This window comes from Segatella copri (genome assembly GCF_019249795.2).
Taxonomy (GTDB): Bacteria; Bacteroidota; Bacteroidia; order Bacteroidales; family Bacteroidaceae; genus Prevotella; species Prevotella copri_B.
In genome coordinates this window covers 419,245-434,417 of the sequence record NZ_CP156892.1, presented here as the reverse complement: position 1 = coordinate 434,417, position 15,173 = coordinate 419,245, and the positions used below count along the sequence as shown (strand labels likewise).

At 44.0% G+C, this 15,173-nt stretch carries 12 protein-coding genes; 9 read left to right on the top strand and 3 right to left on the bottom strand.

Annotated features, from left to right (window positions below; translation table 11 throughout):
- Positions 1-39 precede the first annotated feature (39 nt).
- Positions 40-1,824, bottom strand: a complete 1,785-nt coding sequence (gene sppA, locus KUA48_RS14685) for a signal peptide peptidase SppA (protein ID WP_218432926.1) — start codon at positions 1,822-1,824, stop codon at positions 40-42.
- Between the two features lie 264 nt (positions 1,825-2,088).
- Between sppA and KUA48_RS14680 the strand changes: the two genes are divergently transcribed.
- Complete coding sequence (locus KUA48_RS14680; protein ID WP_256624456.1) at positions 2,089-2,898, top strand: alpha/beta hydrolase; 810 nt, start codon at positions 2,089-2,091, stop codon at positions 2,896-2,898.
- A gap of 335 nt (positions 2,899-3,233) precedes the next feature.
- Here KUA48_RS14680 and KUA48_RS14675 read toward each other — a convergent pair whose 3' ends face one another.
- Positions 3,234-4,631, bottom strand: coding sequence for an undecaprenyl-phosphate glucose phosphotransferase (locus tag KUA48_RS14675; protein WP_256624455.1), 1,398 nt, complete (start codon positions 4,629-4,631; stop codon positions 3,234-3,236).
- 464 nt (positions 4,632-5,095) lie between these two features.
- On the opposite strand from KUA48_RS14675, the gene KUA48_RS14670 reads away from it, so the two are divergent.
- The 7 genes from KUA48_RS14670 (at position 5,096) to guaA (ending at position 13,193) form a co-directional block, all read left to right on the top strand.
- Entirely contained in the window at positions 5,096-6,439 is a 1,344-nt protein-coding gene (locus KUA48_RS14670) for a sugar phosphate nucleotidyltransferase (RefSeq protein ID WP_022121638.1), read from the top strand.
- A 150-nt stretch (positions 6,440-6,589) separates the two neighbouring features.
- The gene (locus KUA48_RS14665; protein ID WP_006846288.1) at positions 6,590-6,862 is read left to right on the top strand and encodes a co-chaperone GroES; all 273 of its coding nucleotides are present in this window, start codon (positions 6,590-6,592) and stop codon (positions 6,860-6,862) included.
- Between the two features lie 82 nt (positions 6,863-6,944).
- The gene (groL, locus tag KUA48_RS14660) at positions 6,945-8,573 is read left to right on the top strand and encodes a chaperonin GroEL (protein WP_006846289.1); all 1,629 of its coding nucleotides are present in this window, start codon (positions 6,945-6,947) and stop codon (positions 8,571-8,573) included.
- A 364-nt stretch (positions 8,574-8,937) separates the two neighbouring features.
- Positions 8,938-9,153, top strand: coding sequence for a hypothetical protein (locus tag KUA48_RS14655; protein ID WP_006846290.1), 216 nt, complete (start codon positions 8,938-8,940; stop codon positions 9,151-9,153).
- On the top strand, positions 9,137-10,681 hold the full coding sequence (locus tag KUA48_RS14650; RefSeq protein ID WP_118085972.1) for a phosphotransferase: 1,545 nt from the start codon (positions 9,137-9,139) through the stop codon (positions 10,679-10,681). Before KUA48_RS14655 ends, KUA48_RS14650 begins: the two co-directional genes overlap by 17 nt.
- A gap of 77 nt (positions 10,682-10,758) precedes the next feature.
- The gene (locus KUA48_RS14645) at positions 10,759-11,508 is read left to right on the top strand and encodes a nucleotidyltransferase family protein (RefSeq protein WP_022121640.1); all 750 of its coding nucleotides are present in this window, start codon (positions 10,759-10,761) and stop codon (positions 11,506-11,508) included.
- 74 nt (positions 11,509-11,582) lie between these two features.
- A complete protein-coding gene (gene guaA, locus KUA48_RS14640; RefSeq protein ID WP_218432922.1) occupies positions 11,583-13,193 on the top strand; it encodes a glutamine-hydrolyzing GMP synthase in 1,611 nt (536 codons plus the stop codon).
- A 46-nt stretch (positions 13,194-13,239) separates the two neighbouring features.
- Here the strand turns inward: guaA and mscL are convergent, their stop codons facing one another.
- Complete coding sequence (mscL, locus tag KUA48_RS14635; protein ID WP_118152034.1) at positions 13,240-13,668, bottom strand: large-conductance mechanosensitive channel protein MscL; 429 nt, start codon at positions 13,666-13,668, stop codon at positions 13,240-13,242.
- Positions 13,669-14,022: 354 nt separating this feature from the next.
- On the opposite strand from mscL, the gene gap reads away from it, so the two are divergent.
- Positions 14,023-15,054: a type I glyceraldehyde-3-phosphate dehydrogenase gene (gap, locus tag KUA48_RS14630; RefSeq protein WP_006846296.1), complete on the top strand. Its 1,032-nt coding sequence runs from the start codon at positions 14,023-14,025 to the stop codon at positions 15,052-15,054.
- The last annotated feature ends 119 nt before the right edge of the window (positions 15,055-15,173 follow it).

Sequence of the window (15,173 nt, the reverse complement as noted above, 5' to 3'; positions counted from 1 at the left end):
ATGTCTATATAATAATGTACGCATACCTTATTATAAATGTTATTGTATGTTCAGTACGTAAGGAAGTGCAGCCTGTATAGGCTCTTTCTCCTTCATATTGCGTATCATGATGAATGGCTGGTAGAGATCACCCAATGCCAGACGCAACTGTTCGTCGAGATATGTTCCCTTGTTTCCGCCCGCCATATCCAGCAACTGCTCCATCCATCCAGCCAATGCCGGATATTCTACCGCCTGATAACTGCTGAGATGAGCCAATTCTGCAGCCTTGTCGATGGCGTCGCTCAAGCCGCCGAATCCATCAATTAACTTGATCTTCTTGGCGTCTGTACCCAGCCATACTCTTCCTTGAGCAATCTTCTCAACCTGTTCGGTACTCATTTTTCTGCCCTCTGCCACACGTTTGCGGAAGAGGCTGTATCCACGGTTCACGTAGTTTTGCATGGTGGCAATCTCTTCTGCACTCCATGGGCGTGACATGCCTGCCGAAGCATAGGCACTGTTGCGGTTGGTCTTCACTTCATCATACTTGAAGCCTAACTTCTTTGTCATCAGGTCACTGAAATCTGGCAGGGCTCCAAAGATACCGATGCTGCCGGTCAATGTTGTCGGTTGTGCCATGATATATTGGGCACCCATACTCATATAATAAGCACCTGATGCTGCCATACCACCCATAGAAACTACTACCGGCTTCTTTTTATTTAATTCTTTAACTGCTCTCCAGATCTGTTCCGAAGCATAGGCATCGCCACCGCCCGAATTGATACGCAGAACTACGGCCTTTACCTGACTGTTATCTGCAAGTTCCTGAAGGTCCTTGATGACCTTTGTACTTACTATCTGTTGCTCAGAATCATAGATGCTAGGAGTCTCCATCCTGACAATGGACCCCTGACAGTAGTATACGGCAATCTCTTCGCCCATCAGATTCGAGTCGTCTATAGTCATATCTACGTCGTTATAGTCAACCTGATTGATGGTCTCGTCTGCCTTCAGTCCTAACTGTTTCTTTACCACGTCTCTGATTTCATCATAATAGCAGAATCCATCTACCATCTTTCGAGATTTCAGTAGTTTGGTATCATCAAACACCATCAGCCCGTCAGCATAGCGGTTCAGTGAATCCTTGCTGATGTTTCTGCTTTTGCTCACATCTCCCAACATCTGTTGCCAGAGTCCACCAATATAGCGTGAAACCTGCTCTCTGTTGGCATCCGACATTTTGTCTTCGGTGTATGTTTCAGTATAGCTTTTGTATTTGCCTACCTTCACTACCGTAAAGTGAACGCCAAATTTGGCTGCTACATCTTTGATATATTGTGGCTGCGATGCAATACCATGCCAGTCCACATTGCCTTCTGGGTTTACATATACCTTGTTGGCAACCGAAGCCAGATAATATCCACCCTGTGAGAGAGCATCACCATATGCGATAATCCATTTGCCGCTCTTCTTGAAATCGGCAAGTGCATTTCTGATTTCCTGCAAAGTGGCATAATCTGTCTCCAAGATACCTGTTTCCAGATAGATGCCCTTCACTTTATCCTCATTCTTTGCCTTGCGGATAGAAGAGAGAATCCTGTTCATGCCTATGTTGTTAAACTGCTCGCCTGTCAGCTCGCCGAGCCAGTTGTCTTCAGTACGGTCTTCAATCTGTCCTTGTAGTTTCATCACCATCACCGCATTGTCTTTCAGTGCCGGTTTACTGTTGCTCGATGCCACCATTCCGATGATACAGATGAATCCCAGGATGGTCATGATCAGCCCGAAGGCAAACAGTCCTACGATAGTGGCTGCCACGTTCTTGAAAAAATCCTTCATTATTCTATGTCAATATTTTATAAGTGAGACTCCTAAATAAATGCCAGCGGCAGAAGAGAGATGTTTTCTCCGATTGCCGTTTACAGCAATTTTTCTGCAAATATAGCAAAAAAGAACCAATAATCAAAGCGATTGGAACAAAAACACCAAAAAAAGAAGAAAAAATAACATAGGGTTAACGAAAAAATGCCTATCTTTGCATTATCTTAGCAAAACAGAATAAAGATATAAACAACATAACAAAAAAGAAAAATGAAAAAGACAATGATTTTTTTTCTTCTGATGCTGACAGCAATTACAGCATCAGCTCAATCTACCGCTCGCAAGTTCGTATTGAAGAACAGTAGCGACGGACAGAGTGAACTTACCTGTTATCTTCCTAAGAATCCTTCAGGAAGAGCTGTAGTAGATTGTCCTGGAGGTGGGTATTCTCATCTTGCAATGGACCATGAGGGACATCAGTGGGCAGAATATTTCAACAAACAGGGTATCGCTTTCTTTGTTCTGAAGTACAGAATGCCTAAGGGAAACCGCAATATTCCGTTGAGTGATGCCTATCAGGCGATGCGTACCGTCCGTGACAGTTCTGCAGTATGGAAAATAAACAAGGAAGATGTTGGTATCATGGGCTTTTCTGCCGGTGGACATTTAGCTTCTTCCGTCAGTACTCATGCTGAGGCGGCTGTGCGACCTGATTTCTCGATTCTTTTCTATCCGGTGATTTCGATGGATGAGCGTATCTCTCATAAGGGATCATGTGTGAATTTCTTGGGTGAAGAGCGTAATACCAATAAAGAACTGGTTGAAGAATGGTCTAATGATAAGGCTGTGCGTCCGGGTATTACCCCTCGTGCCATCATCTTGATGTCGTTTGATGATAAGGTTGTTCCTCCAGTAACCAATGGTGTAGCCTATTATTCAGCTATGAGCAAGGCGGGTAACGAGTGTACCATGCATATCTATCCGACTGCAGGACATGGATGGGGATTCCGCGATGCTTCCCATGGCTTCCCATATCACGACCAAATGTTGAATGATCTTACTTGTTGGCTCAACAGACTTCCGTCTAAGTAATAAGTAAAGAGAATACCTAAAAAAGAGGATGTATCATAAGTTGATGATACATCCTCTTCATGTTGTTAGAAGAGCTAGGATATGTCGTTGGAAAAGCTAGGATATGTTGTTGGAAGAGATAGAATATGTTGTTGGAAGAGATAGCTGAAGTTGTTAGAAGAGATAGCTGAAGTTGTTGAGACAGTCAGTATCTCCGGTCGCACAACAGCTGTTGTGCGCTTGCATAACAGCTGATATGCGCATGCACAACAGCTGATGTGCATGCGGTGACCAACTGTTGTGCGCCAACTGTTTTCCAAACTTATGGCACATCCTCTTTTTCTTTTTATAGACTCCTAATAAGCATTCTTGTCAGGGCAGATAATGCTCTTGGCTGTCATGAAGATAATCTTGATATCAAGCCAGAACGACCAGTTCTCTATATACCAGATATCACGGCGGATACGTTCTTCCATCTGCCAGAGCTCCTTGGTCTCACCACGGAACCCTGTAACCTGAGCCCAACCTGTGATACCCGGCTTGGAGAAGTGGCGAACCATATACTTATCTATCAGGCTTCCATACACCTCTGTATGATGCAGCATGTGAGGGCGCGGACCCACAATACTCATGTCTCCCTTAAGAACATTGAAGAATTGAGGAAACTCATCTATGTTCGTCTTTCTCATAAAGTTGCCGAAAGCAAATTTACGTGGGTCGTTCTTTGTTGCCTGTGCCTTGTCTGCATCCTTGTTCACATGCATGGAACGGAATTTAAGACAGTAGAAGGTATCACCATTCAGACCCGTTCTTGCCTGTTTGAAGAAAATTGGACCAGGACTCTGAATCTTGATGATGAGAGCTATGAATGGAATGAATGGTAGAACGCACAAACATGCAAGCCCGCTCACCACGATGTCGAAGCTACGCTTGATAATGCGGTTTGACATGCTTGTTAGGGGTTCTATGCGGTTTGAATATACCGTCCTTCCCATGAAATTCTGGGCATCAAGATGCAATTTGTTCTCACCAAACACACGTGGCAGGTAGTAGAAGTGTATCACATTCTTATCACAGAAGTGCATGATATTGATGATTTCAGGATCTTTATGCGACAGGCAGCAGAAAACCTCGTCAATATTGGAAGGTTCACCATTGATGGTATCATTCATGGTAGAAGAGATAATCTCTTTGAGCTGTTTCATGTTTCCTATTCTTTTCAACCCTTCCGGATTATCTGTGATGTCTTCATCTGCATAATATCCTTTTACGATATAACCTGCCGAGGGATCTTCTGTCATCGTCTTGTACATCTCGCTCACGGCAGGATCGTTACCTACAAAGACGACGGTGCGTGAGTTGCGGCCCTTAGAGCGGAAATACTTTAGTAATTTGAGTTCGCAGAGTCGGCTTATGATGAGAGCCAGATGGAATGTTATGCCGAAGATAATGCTGAAGGAGAACATCTTTCCCCCGTGACCGAGTAGTCTTGAGAAGGTAAAGAAACAGAATGTTGTTGCTGCAGCCAGATATAAAGTACGCTTTGTAACCTGTAGGAACCTGATCTTTCTGACATGAATGATGGTGGAATAGAAGTATTCGCCTAGGAACAAGGCAGCATTGGCAACAAAAAAGGTAATCTTTGTTGCTTTGTCGAAATACGCAGGTATGAGTTCTTGACCATATTGGGTATAGAACAACAGTACGATGTTGAGAATAACGAAATCGGCACCTATCACCAGTCTCCTTATCATTTCATTTCCTTTATAATGCTTGTTCGTCATTTGCTTATGTTTTTTATACTCCTAGTTATTTATATATCTTTTTAAGATATTTGAGGTATGCTTAAACTGATATTTGGTCGCAAAGATAATAATAATAGTTGAAAATCGGAAATAAATCAGCAAAAAAATATCGAAATAGACCAACTTGAACCAACTTGAACCAGCTTTTCTTGTTTTTAATCTGTTTAAATGATGGTTTTTCTTCCTTTTTACTTTCTTGCGCATATCTAGGTATTTTTATATGAATAGGTAGTTTTTTTAGAAATTGCTTGGTGGTCTCAAAAGAAAAACGTACTTTTGCAGCCGGATTATCACGGATGATTCTTCTTTGAGACCTGTTGGTACTGGGAGTAAACTCCTGATGTGATGCAGTCTCTCATTGTTAATTTGTGAAATCTTAAGTATGAACAATAAACGATTTAGATAGTAATAATATGCAATTAATTTTATTATCGGGTGGCTCGGGTAAAAGGCTCTGGCCACTTAGCAATAATGCTAGAAGCAAACAGTTCTTGCCATTGCTCGAAAAGGAGAATGGGGAGATGGAAAGTATGGTTCAGCGCGTGGTACGTCAGGCTCAGGAAGCAAATCTGACCAACGATATTACGCTTGCTACAAACGCCAGTCAGCTGGATATCATCCAGAACCAGCTGGGAGAGCGGGTTTCTGTGGTTACCGAACCGGAGAGGCGTGATACTTTCCCTGCTATCGCTTTAGCTGCAAGTTATCTGAAACTGAAGAAGAAATGTGAGGATGATGAGGTTGTGGTTATTATGCCTTGTGATCCTTATACCGAGTTGGAATATTTCCATACCATAGCCCGTATGGTGGAATGTGTGGAGAAAAACGTCGCCGACCTCGTGCTGATGGGTATCAAACCTACTTATCCAAGTGCAAAATATGGTTATGTGGTTCCTTTTGCTGAAGGAGAGAAGTATCAGATAGTGAAGAGATTTACCGAGAAACCGGATGTGCCTACAGCAGAGAAACTCCTGGAGGAGGGTGCTTACTGGAATGGTGGTGTCTTCGCTTTCCGTTTGGGCTATATGATGCAGATTGTACGTAAGTATATGCAGAGTGAGAACTTTGAAGATACTCGTGCAAGATATAGCGAATTTCCAAAAATCTCTTTCGACTACGAGGTGGCGGAGAAGGCTGAATCGGTAGCGGTAGTACCGTTTAATGGTGAATGGAAGGACCTGGGTACCTGGAATACACTCACTGATGAGCTGCACCATGCCAGCATTGGTAATGCGGTGATGGGAAGTCATTGCGAGAATACGCATGTCATCAACGAACTCCAGTTGCCTCTGTATGTGGATGGCTTGAAGGATGCTGTTGTTGCAGCGAGTCCTGATGGCATCTTCGTCTGTGCAAAGAAATATTCCGAGGACATCAAGAAGGCGGTAGAACATCTTACTCCGCGTCCGATGTATGAGGAAAGAAGGTGGGGTACTTATCGGGTGATTGACGATTCTGAGTATGCTGACGGCAATCATTCGCTCACCAAGAGTATTACCTTGAAGCCAGGTAAGAATATCAGTTATCAGCTTCATCACCATCGTTCAGAGGTGTGGACATTCGTAGAAGGTGAGGGCATCTTTGTACTTGATGGCGAGGAGAAACATGTGAAGGCTGGTGATACCGTGGTGATTCCTCTGGAGCATTATCATGCCATCAAGGCGATTACACAGCTGACTTTCATCGAAGTTCAGAATGGTAATCCACTGGTTGAGGAGGATATTGAAAGATTCGATTATCAATGGAAAATGAAATAAAACACAAGTTTTTGTGATATAATGTCAGTATTTAAACGTGTCAAAGTGTCAGTATGGATGCTTTGGCACGTTTTTCGTATACTGGCGGGGTGACGGGTAGCAATACCTGTCGACAAAATAAATGTATAACAATTAAAATATTATAGAATCATGAACATTAAACCATTAGCAGACAGAGTGCTGGTACTTCCTGCACCAGCTGAAGAAAAAGTAGGTGGAATTATTATCCCTGATACAGCAAAAGAGAAACCACAGCGTGGTAAGGTCGTTGCTACAGGTAAGGGTACGAAAGACGAAGAGATGATTCTCAAAGAAGGTGATACCGTACTCTATGGTAAGTACGCTGGCACAGAACTCGAATTCGATGGTACAAAATATATCATGATGCGTCAGAGCGATGTACTCGCTGTAGTGGAAGAGTAATTCTAAAAGGTAAAAAGGTAAAAAAGTAAAAAGGTAAAAATACCTTTCGCGATATTTAAACATTTTTTTTTAAGAATATATTATGGCTAAAGATATTAAATATAATATGGATGCCCGCGACCTCTTGAAGAAGGGTGTTGATCAGTTGGCAAATGCAGTAAAGGTAACTCTCGGTCCTAAGGGCCGCAACGTGGTAATCGAAAAGAAGTTTGGTGCTCCTCAGATTACTAAAGATGGTGTTACCGTGGCTAAGGAAGTAGAGTTGGAAAATAAATTCGAAAATACTGGTGCTCAGCTTGTTAAGAGCGTTGCCAGCAAGACTGGTGATGATGCCGGTGATGGTACAACAACTGCTACTATCCTGACTCAGGCTATCGTAACAGAGGGCTTGAAGAACGTTACTGCAGGTGCTAACCCAATGGACTTGAAGCGTGGTATCGACAAGGCTGTGGCTGCTGTTGTTGCCTTCATCAAGGAACATGCTGAACAGGTAGACGACAACTACGATAAGATTGAGCAGGTGGCTACTGTTTCTGCCAACAATGATGCTGAGATTGGTAAGCTCTTGGCTGACGCAATGCGCAAGGTTTCTAAGGATGGTGTCATCACTATCGAGGAGAGCAAGAGTCGTGATACCAACATCGGTGTTGTTGAGGGTATGCAGTTTGACCGTGGTTACTTGAGCGGTTACTTCATGACTGATGCAGACAAGATGGAGTGTGTAATGGATAATCCATACATCCTTCTTTATGATAAGAAGATTTCTAACTTGAAGGAGTTCTTGCCAATTCTCCAGCCTGCTGCTGAGAGTGGTCGTCCTTTGTTGGTTATCGCTGAGGATGTTGATTCTGAGGCTTTGACTACTTTGGTAGTTAACCGTTTGCGTGGCGGTTTGAAGATTTGTGCAGTGAAGGCTCCAGGCTTCGGTGACCGTCGCAAGGCCATGTTGGAGGATATCGCAGTATTGACAGGCGGTGTTGTTATCTCTGAGGAGAAGGGCTTGAAGTTGGAGCAGGCAACTTTGGATATGCTGGGTTCAGCAGACAAGGTTACCGTCAACAAGGACAATACAACTATCGTTAATGGTCATGGCGAGAAGGCTAATATCCAGGATCGCGTAGCTCAGATCAAGAACGAAATTGAGAATACCAAGTCTTCATATGATAAGGAGAAACTTCAGGAGCGTCTGGCTAAGCTCGCCGGTGGTGTAGCTGTCCTCTATGTAGGTGCCAACTCTGAGGTTGAGATGAAGGAGAAGAAGGATCGTGTTGACGATGCACTCTGCGCTACCCGTGCCGCTATTGAGGAAGGTATCGTTGCTGGTGGTGGTACTACTTATATCCGTGCTCTCGAGGCATTGAAGGATATGAAGGGTGATAACGCTGACGAGACAACAGGTATCCGTATCGTAGAGCGTGCTATTGAGGAGCCTCTCCGTCAGATTGTTGCCAATGCCGGTGGCGAGGGTTCTGTAGTAGTAAATAAGGTACGCGAGGGCGAGGGTGACTTCGGTTACAATGCCCGCAAGGACGTTTACGAAGATATGCGTCAGGCTGGTATCGTAGATCCTGCCAAGGTAGAGCGTGTAGCTTTGGAGAATGCTGCTTCTATCGCAGGCTTGTTCCTGACAACAGAGTGTGTGTTGGTTGACAAACCTGAGCCTGCACCTGCTGCTCCTGCAGCAGCACCTGGTATGGGCGGTATGATGTAAACAGGTGAATAATTTGAGCAAACAAAGCACATCGTAAGACTGCGAGTTTGCAAAGCGAAAATATCAAATAGGGGTGATTCTCAGCGAATTATCCCTATTTTTTTGTTTTTTTAGTCATAAAGATGCAAAAAATAGCAAAATTATTTGGTTCGAATAATCTTTTTTTGTAACTTTGCATCGTAAATAAAAGAAAGTATCATCCCAAGGGATGGCAAAGATATTTTTTTGATTTGTTTTAGTAGATTAGTTTTTAAGTAGTTTGTTTTTGGAAATCGGTTGTCGTGAGACATCCGATTTTTTTTGTTTTTATTTTGTTTTCTCAATTTAATTGTGTAATTTTGCAGCATAATAGAAAATTCATAGCATGAACAATATTGATTGGAAAAAAGCAGTGGTCTTTCTGATTGTTATCGGAGGACTCATTTATATTACAAAGGCAGAGTTGGGAATGACTACTACAAACTCGTTCCTTACTACGCTGGGTATCTTATTGCTTCTCTTTATCGGAGATAACTTCGCACAGAAGATTGATGATGATCGGAAACGACGTAAACTGAATAATGATGGAAAAGCTGATTGATTTATATAAGAAATGGGCGGGTGAAGAACCGGCTGATGTCATAAAATTGGCAGGGCAGGGGAGTAACCGGCAGTATTTCCGTATCATTGGGCATGATGGTGATACGGTAATTGGTGTGATAGGAACCAGTCGTGATGAGGATCATGCCTTTGTATATCTGGCTCAGCATTTCCAGCTCAGGCAGTTGCCTGTTCCCCAGATTCTGGCGGTGAGCGATGATGAACTCTGCTATCTTCAGACAGACCTTGGCGGTACTTCGCTTTTCGATGCCATCAAGGGCGGACGAGATGCGGGCGGACGTTACAATCAGAAAGAGAAGGAACTCCTTAAGAAAACCATTCGTGAACTTCCGAATATCCAGATTCGCGGTGCAAGAGGATTGGATTGGCAGAACTGCTATCCGCAGCCAGAATTCGATGTAGACAGTGTACTCTTCGACCTCAACTACTTCAAGTATTGTTTCCTGAAACCTACCGATTTGGATTTTCACGAACTGAAGCTCGAAGCCAACTTCCGGCTTTTTGCCAAGGATCTGACATCAGAACCGATGGATTGTTTCCTTTATCGCGATTTTCAGGCGCGCAACATCATGCTGGATGATAAGGGGAATCCATACTTTATTGATTTTCAGGGTGGTAGAAAAGGACCGTTCTATTATGATCTCGCCTCATTCCTCTGGCAGGCATCTGCTAAGTATCCGTTCAAACTGCGCAGAGAACTGGTTTGGGAATACTACCAGTCATTGAAGCATTATACCGAGGTACCATCGGTGCGCCATTTTGTAAACCGGTTGAGTCTTTTTGTGCTCTTCCGTACCTTACAGGTTTTGGGCGCCTACGGATTCCGCGGCTATTTCGAACGCAAGAAGCATTTCATCGACAGTATTCCGCCAGCTATCCAGAATCTGCGCGATCTTCTGAAGATGGGTGACAAGGTATTCCCTTATCCTTATATGATGGATATGTTGAGAAGACTGACCGAATTGCCACAGTTCAAGGTGATAGAGAGTGTGGCGCTGAGTCGTGCAGACGGCTATAAGACTACCGACAACAATATCTATCGTGCGCATCCGCAGGACGGACCTGCCACCTATTCTAAATATGATGGTAAGGGACCGCTGGTGGTAAGAGTGTATAGTTTTTCTTTCCGTAAGGGCATTCCAGAGGATCCGTCGGGCAATGGTGGAGGTTATGTCTTCGACTGCAGAAGTACTCATAACCCTGGCAGATACGAGCCTTATAAGAAGTTGACGGGTCTGGATGAGCCTGTTATCCGATTCCTGGAGGATGATGGTGAGATATTGAAGTTCCTGGATCATGTCTATGCACTTGCCGACCATCATGTAAACCGCTACATGCAGCGTGGTTTCACCTCTCTGATGTTCTGTTTCGGATGTACAGGCGGTCAGCATCGCAGTGTATATTCTGCGCAGCATCTTGCCGAACATATTCACCGGAAGTTTGGTGTAGAAGTGCAGATTTGCCATCGTGAACAGCATATTGAACAGGTTTTGCCGGCAAAACAATAGAAAAATAGCGTGCAAATTTGGCTATCTCGCAAAAAGTTAGTAAATTTGCACGCACATTAAAAAATAGCTATTTAGCAATGATGCAAGCAATGATATTCGCAGCAGGTTTGGGCACTCGCCTTAAGCCACTTACCGACCGCATTCCGAAGGCTCTGGTAAGTGTCGGGGGAGAACCTTTGCTCAAACGTGTCATCTTTCAGTTGAAGGATGCCGGTTTCACTCGCATTGTAGTGAACGTGCATCATTTCTCCCAACAAATTATCGATTATCTCAGAGCACATGATAACTTCGGTATGGACATCCGTATCAGTGATGAGAGTGAAAAGCTGCTCGAAACGGGTGGAGGTATCCGGAAGGCATGGCCGCTCTTCAACCAGTCAGAGCCTATTCTTATCCACAACGTGGATATTCTCAGTAATGTAGATCTGAAGAAATTCTACCAGATGGAGAGCAGGGATATGATTGCTGCCCGCCTGATGGTGAGCGAACGCAAGACCAAGCGCTATCTGCTCTTTGATGACAGCATGCGACTGGTGGGATGGACGAATATAGAAACGGGCGAGGTGAAGAGTCCTTATCCTGATCTCAATCCCAAAGATTATAAAATGTATGCTTTCTCGGGCATCCACATGGTTGCCCCATCGCTCTTTCCATTGATGGAGGAGGAACCGGACAAGTTCCCTATCATGGACTTCTATCTGAAGCATTGCGACAAGGTGCGCATAGAGGGATATGTAAAGAACGACCTCAAGCTGATGGATGTGGGAAAGCAGGAGACGCTGAAAGAGGCGGAAGCATTCCTGAAATCGTTAGTTAATAGTTTATAGTTAATAGCGGCTATGCCGTATAGCAAGATTACTATAAACTATAAATTGTAAACTGTAAATTAAAATTAGATATTATGCAACAGAAGATTATTATTTTGGATTTCGGTTCACAGACCACACAGCTCATCGGCCGTCGTGTCCGTGAACTCGATACCTTCTGCGAGATCATGCCTTACAACAAGTTTCCAAAGGATGACCCATCTGTCATTGGTGTCATCTTGAGCGGTAGCCCTTATTCCGTTCATGATCCGGAAGCTTTCAAGGTAGATCTGAGCCAGTTTATCGGCCGTATTCCTGTGCTCGGCATCTGCTATGGTGCTCAGTTCCTCTCTTACGCCCAGGGCGGTAAGGTGGAGGCTGCAGACAGCCGTGAGTATGGTCGTGCCAACTTGGAGCATTTCGATAAGGAGAATCCTTTGTTCAAGGGATTCATCGAGAACTCTCAGGTTTGGATGAGCCATGGTGATACCATCACTGCTATCCCTGAGGATTATAAGTGCATCGCTTCTACTGCTAATGTGAAGTATGCTGCTTATGCTTCTACCAAACAGCCTGTATGGGCAGTACAGTTCCACCCAGAGGTGTTCCACTCTTTGCAGGGTACACAGTTGCTGAAGAACTTCGTGGTTGATATCTGCGGAAGTAAGCAGGACTGGAGTGCTGACTCTTTTGTTGAGACAACAGTTGCTGAGTTGAAGGAACAGTTGGGCGACGATAAGGTTATCCTCGGTCTTTCTGGCGGTGTTGACTCCAGTGTGGCTGCCGTTCTCCTGAACAAGGCTATCGGCAAGAACCTTACCTGTATCTTCGTAGATCATGGTATGTTGCGCAAGAATGAGTTCCGTGACGTGATGGAAGACTACAAGTGTTTGGGCTTGAATGTAATCGGCGTGGATGCATCAGAGAAGTTCTTTGCTGACCTGGCTGGTGTTACTGACCCTGAGAAGAAGCGTAAGATTATCGGCCGCGACTTCGTGGAGGTTTTCAATGCTGAGGCTAAAAAGCAGACTGGTGCCAAGTGGTTGGCTCAGGGTACTATCTATCCTGACCGTATCGAGAGCTTGAATATCACCGGTAAGGTGATCAAGAGTCATCACAACGTAGGTGGTCTTCCTAAGGAGATGAACCTTCAGTTGTGTGAGCCTTTGAAGTGGCTGTTCAAGGATGAGGTTCGCCGTGTAGGTCGCTCTATGGGTATGCCAGAGCACCTGATTACTCGTCACCCATTCCCTGGTCCTGGTTTGGCTGTCCGTATCTTGGGCGATATCACTCCTGAGAAGGTACGTATCCTTCAGGATGCTGACGATATCTATATCCGTGGCTTGCGTGAGTATAAGGTGAAGTTGAGTGGTGAGGAAGCTCGTCGCGTCCTGGCTGCCGGTGTTCCTGCTGACATGCAGAATGGCGAGATCGAGGTTTCTCTCTACGATCAGATCTGGCAGGCTGGTACCGTATTGCTTTCTACTGTCCGTTCAGTAGGTGTGATGGGTGATGAGCGTACATACGAGCACCCTGTTGCCTTGCGTGCTGTAACCAGTACTGATGCGATGACTGCTGACTGGGCACATCTTCCTTATGATTTCATGGCTAAGGTAAGTAATGAGATTATTAATAAGGTGAAGGGTGTAAACCGTGTATGTTATGACATCTCTTCAAAACCACCTTCGACAATTGAGTGGGAATAAACAGAATAAAAAAGTCGCCTTCAAAGAGGGCGACTTTTTTTTATTCTTATTTCTGGTTCTTCAGGAGATCACGTATTTCCATGAGAAGTTTTTCTTCATTGCTTGGCTCCGGAGCCTTAGGAGCTTCTGCCGGTTTTTCCTCTTCCTTCTTCTTGGAAATCTTGTTCACCACCTTGATGAGCATGAAGATACAGAAGGCAACGATGAGGAAGTCGAAACAGGTCTGGAGGAAGTTACCGTAGTTGATGGTAGCCGCCTTCAGTTCCTCACCCGCTACATTGACGGTAGGTAGGGTGAGTTTGAGGTCGGCGAAATTCACGCCGCCAATCAGCCATCCTATAGGAGGCATGATGACGTCATCAACAACAGAGCTTACGATTTTTCCAAAGGCACCACCGATGATAACACCGACAGCCATGTCGAGCACATTGCCACGCATGGCGAATTCCTTGAATTCATTCAAAAATTTACTCATACTTTTATCTTTTTAATTATAACTATAGTTTGATTGTTTTTCTTTTTCTCTTTTTTTATATATATAATAAGGTATAGAATGCTGAGTTTTTCCTTTGCTTTTTGCAATATGGAGTTGTCAGTATGGCATGTAATGAGTGAAAATAATGCCAATATTAAAGCTCTACTATTCTTTTTTAACTTATTTAATACTCATTCTGGTTGCAAAGTTAGAAAAAAATTAGTAACTTTGCGCTCGAAAAGAAGAAAAAATGCTCTAAGGCGTAAAATTTTGAATGTTTCAGCATCGGATGAACGCTCGAAAGCAGTTAAAAAAGTAATTTTTATTAAACTTTTAATTTAAATATTAAGAACAATGATTAAGATTGGTATTAACGGATTTGGCCGTATCGGTCGTTTCGTATTCCGTTCTACAGTTGAGGCTGAGAACGCAAAGGAAGTACAGGTAGTAGCTATCAATGACTTGTGCCCAGTTGATTACATGGCTTACATGTTGAAGTATGATACAATGCACGGTCATTTCGACGGTACTATCGAGGCTGACGTTGAGAAGAGCGAGTTGATCGTTAACGGTAACCACATCCGTGTTACTGCTGAGCGTGATCCTGAGAACTTGAAGTGGGATGAGGTTGGTGCTGAGTACGTAGTTGAGTCTACAGGTCTCTTCCTCGCTTACGACAAGGCTGAGAAGCACTTGAAGGCTGGTGCTAAGTACGTAGTACTTTCTGCTCCTTCTAAGGCTGACGCTAACGGTAACCAGGCTGATATGTTCGTTTGCGGTGTTAACACTGACAAGTACAATGGTCAGAAGATCGTTTCTAACGCTTCTTGTACAACAAACTGCTTGGCTCCTATCGCTAAGGTATTGAACGATAACTTCGGTATCGAGACAGGTTTGATGACAACTGTTCACTCTACAACTGCTACACAGAAGACTGTTGACGGTCCATCTATGAAGGACTGGCGTGGTGGCCGTGCAGCTGCTGGCAACATCATCCCTTCTTCTACAGGTGCTGCTAAGGCTGTAGGTAAGGTTATCCCTGAGTTGAACGGTAAGTTGACAGGTATCTCTATGCGTGTTCCTACTTTGGACGTATCTGTTGTTGACTTGACAGTTAACTTGAAGAAGGCTGCTTCTAAGGAGGCTATCTGCGCTGCTATGAAGGCTGCTTCTGAGGGTGAGTTGAAGGGTGTACTCGGTTACACAGAGGATGCTGTTGTTTCTTCTGACTTCTTGGGTTGCGCTTTGACATCTATCTTCGACGCTAACGCAGGTGTTTATTTGACAGACAACTTCGTTAAGGTTGTTTCTTGGTATGACAACGAGATTGGTTACTCACACAAGGTTGTTGAGTTGATCAAGATCATGAAGAAGCACAACGGTTAATTCGTTGCCTCTTAACGATTAAGTATATGGCCGTCCAGCATTTTTTCAATGCTGGACGGCTTTTTGTTTTTATAAGTGAGAATTTCTTTTCATTTTATTTTGTTTTCTCAATAATTTCA

Excerpts from the sequence above, each read along its gene's own strand:
- sppA (WP_218432926.1), bottom strand. The coding sequence starts at position 1,824 with ATGAAGGATTTTTTCAAGAACGTGGCAGCCACTATCGTAGGACTGTTT.
- KUA48_RS14680 (WP_256624456.1), top strand. The coding sequence starts at position 2,089 with ATGATTTTTTTTCTTCTGATGCTGACAGCAATTACAGCATCAGCTCAA.
- KUA48_RS14675 (WP_256624455.1), bottom strand. The coding sequence starts at position 4,631 with ATGATAAGGAGACTGGTGATAGGTGCCGATTTCGTTATTCTCAACATC.
- KUA48_RS14670 (WP_022121638.1), top strand. The coding sequence starts at position 5,096 with ATGCAATTAATTTTATTATCGGGTGGCTCGGGTAAAAGGCTCTGGCCA.
- KUA48_RS14665 (WP_006846288.1), top strand. The coding sequence starts at position 6,590 with ATGAACATTAAACCATTAGCAGACAGAGTGCTGGTACTTCCTGCACCA.
- groL (WP_006846289.1), top strand. The coding sequence starts at position 6,945 with ATGGCTAAAGATATTAAATATAATATGGATGCCCGCGACCTCTTGAAG.
- KUA48_RS14655 (WP_006846290.1), top strand. The coding sequence starts at position 8,938 with ATGAACAATATTGATTGGAAAAAAGCAGTGGTCTTTCTGATTGTTATC.
- KUA48_RS14650 (WP_118085972.1), top strand. The coding sequence starts at position 9,137 with ATGGAAAAGCTGATTGATTTATATAAGAAATGGGCGGGTGAAGAACCG.
- KUA48_RS14645 (WP_022121640.1), top strand. The coding sequence starts at position 10,759 with ATGATGCAAGCAATGATATTCGCAGCAGGTTTGGGCACTCGCCTTAAG.
- guaA (WP_218432922.1), top strand. The coding sequence starts at position 11,583 with ATGCAACAGAAGATTATTATTTTGGATTTCGGTTCACAGACCACACAG.
- mscL (WP_118152034.1), bottom strand. The coding sequence starts at position 13,668 with ATGAGTAAATTTTTGAATGAATTCAAGGAATTCGCCATGCGTGGCAAT.
- gap (WP_006846296.1), top strand. The coding sequence starts at position 14,023 with ATGATTAAGATTGGTATTAACGGATTTGGCCGTATCGGTCGTTTCGTA.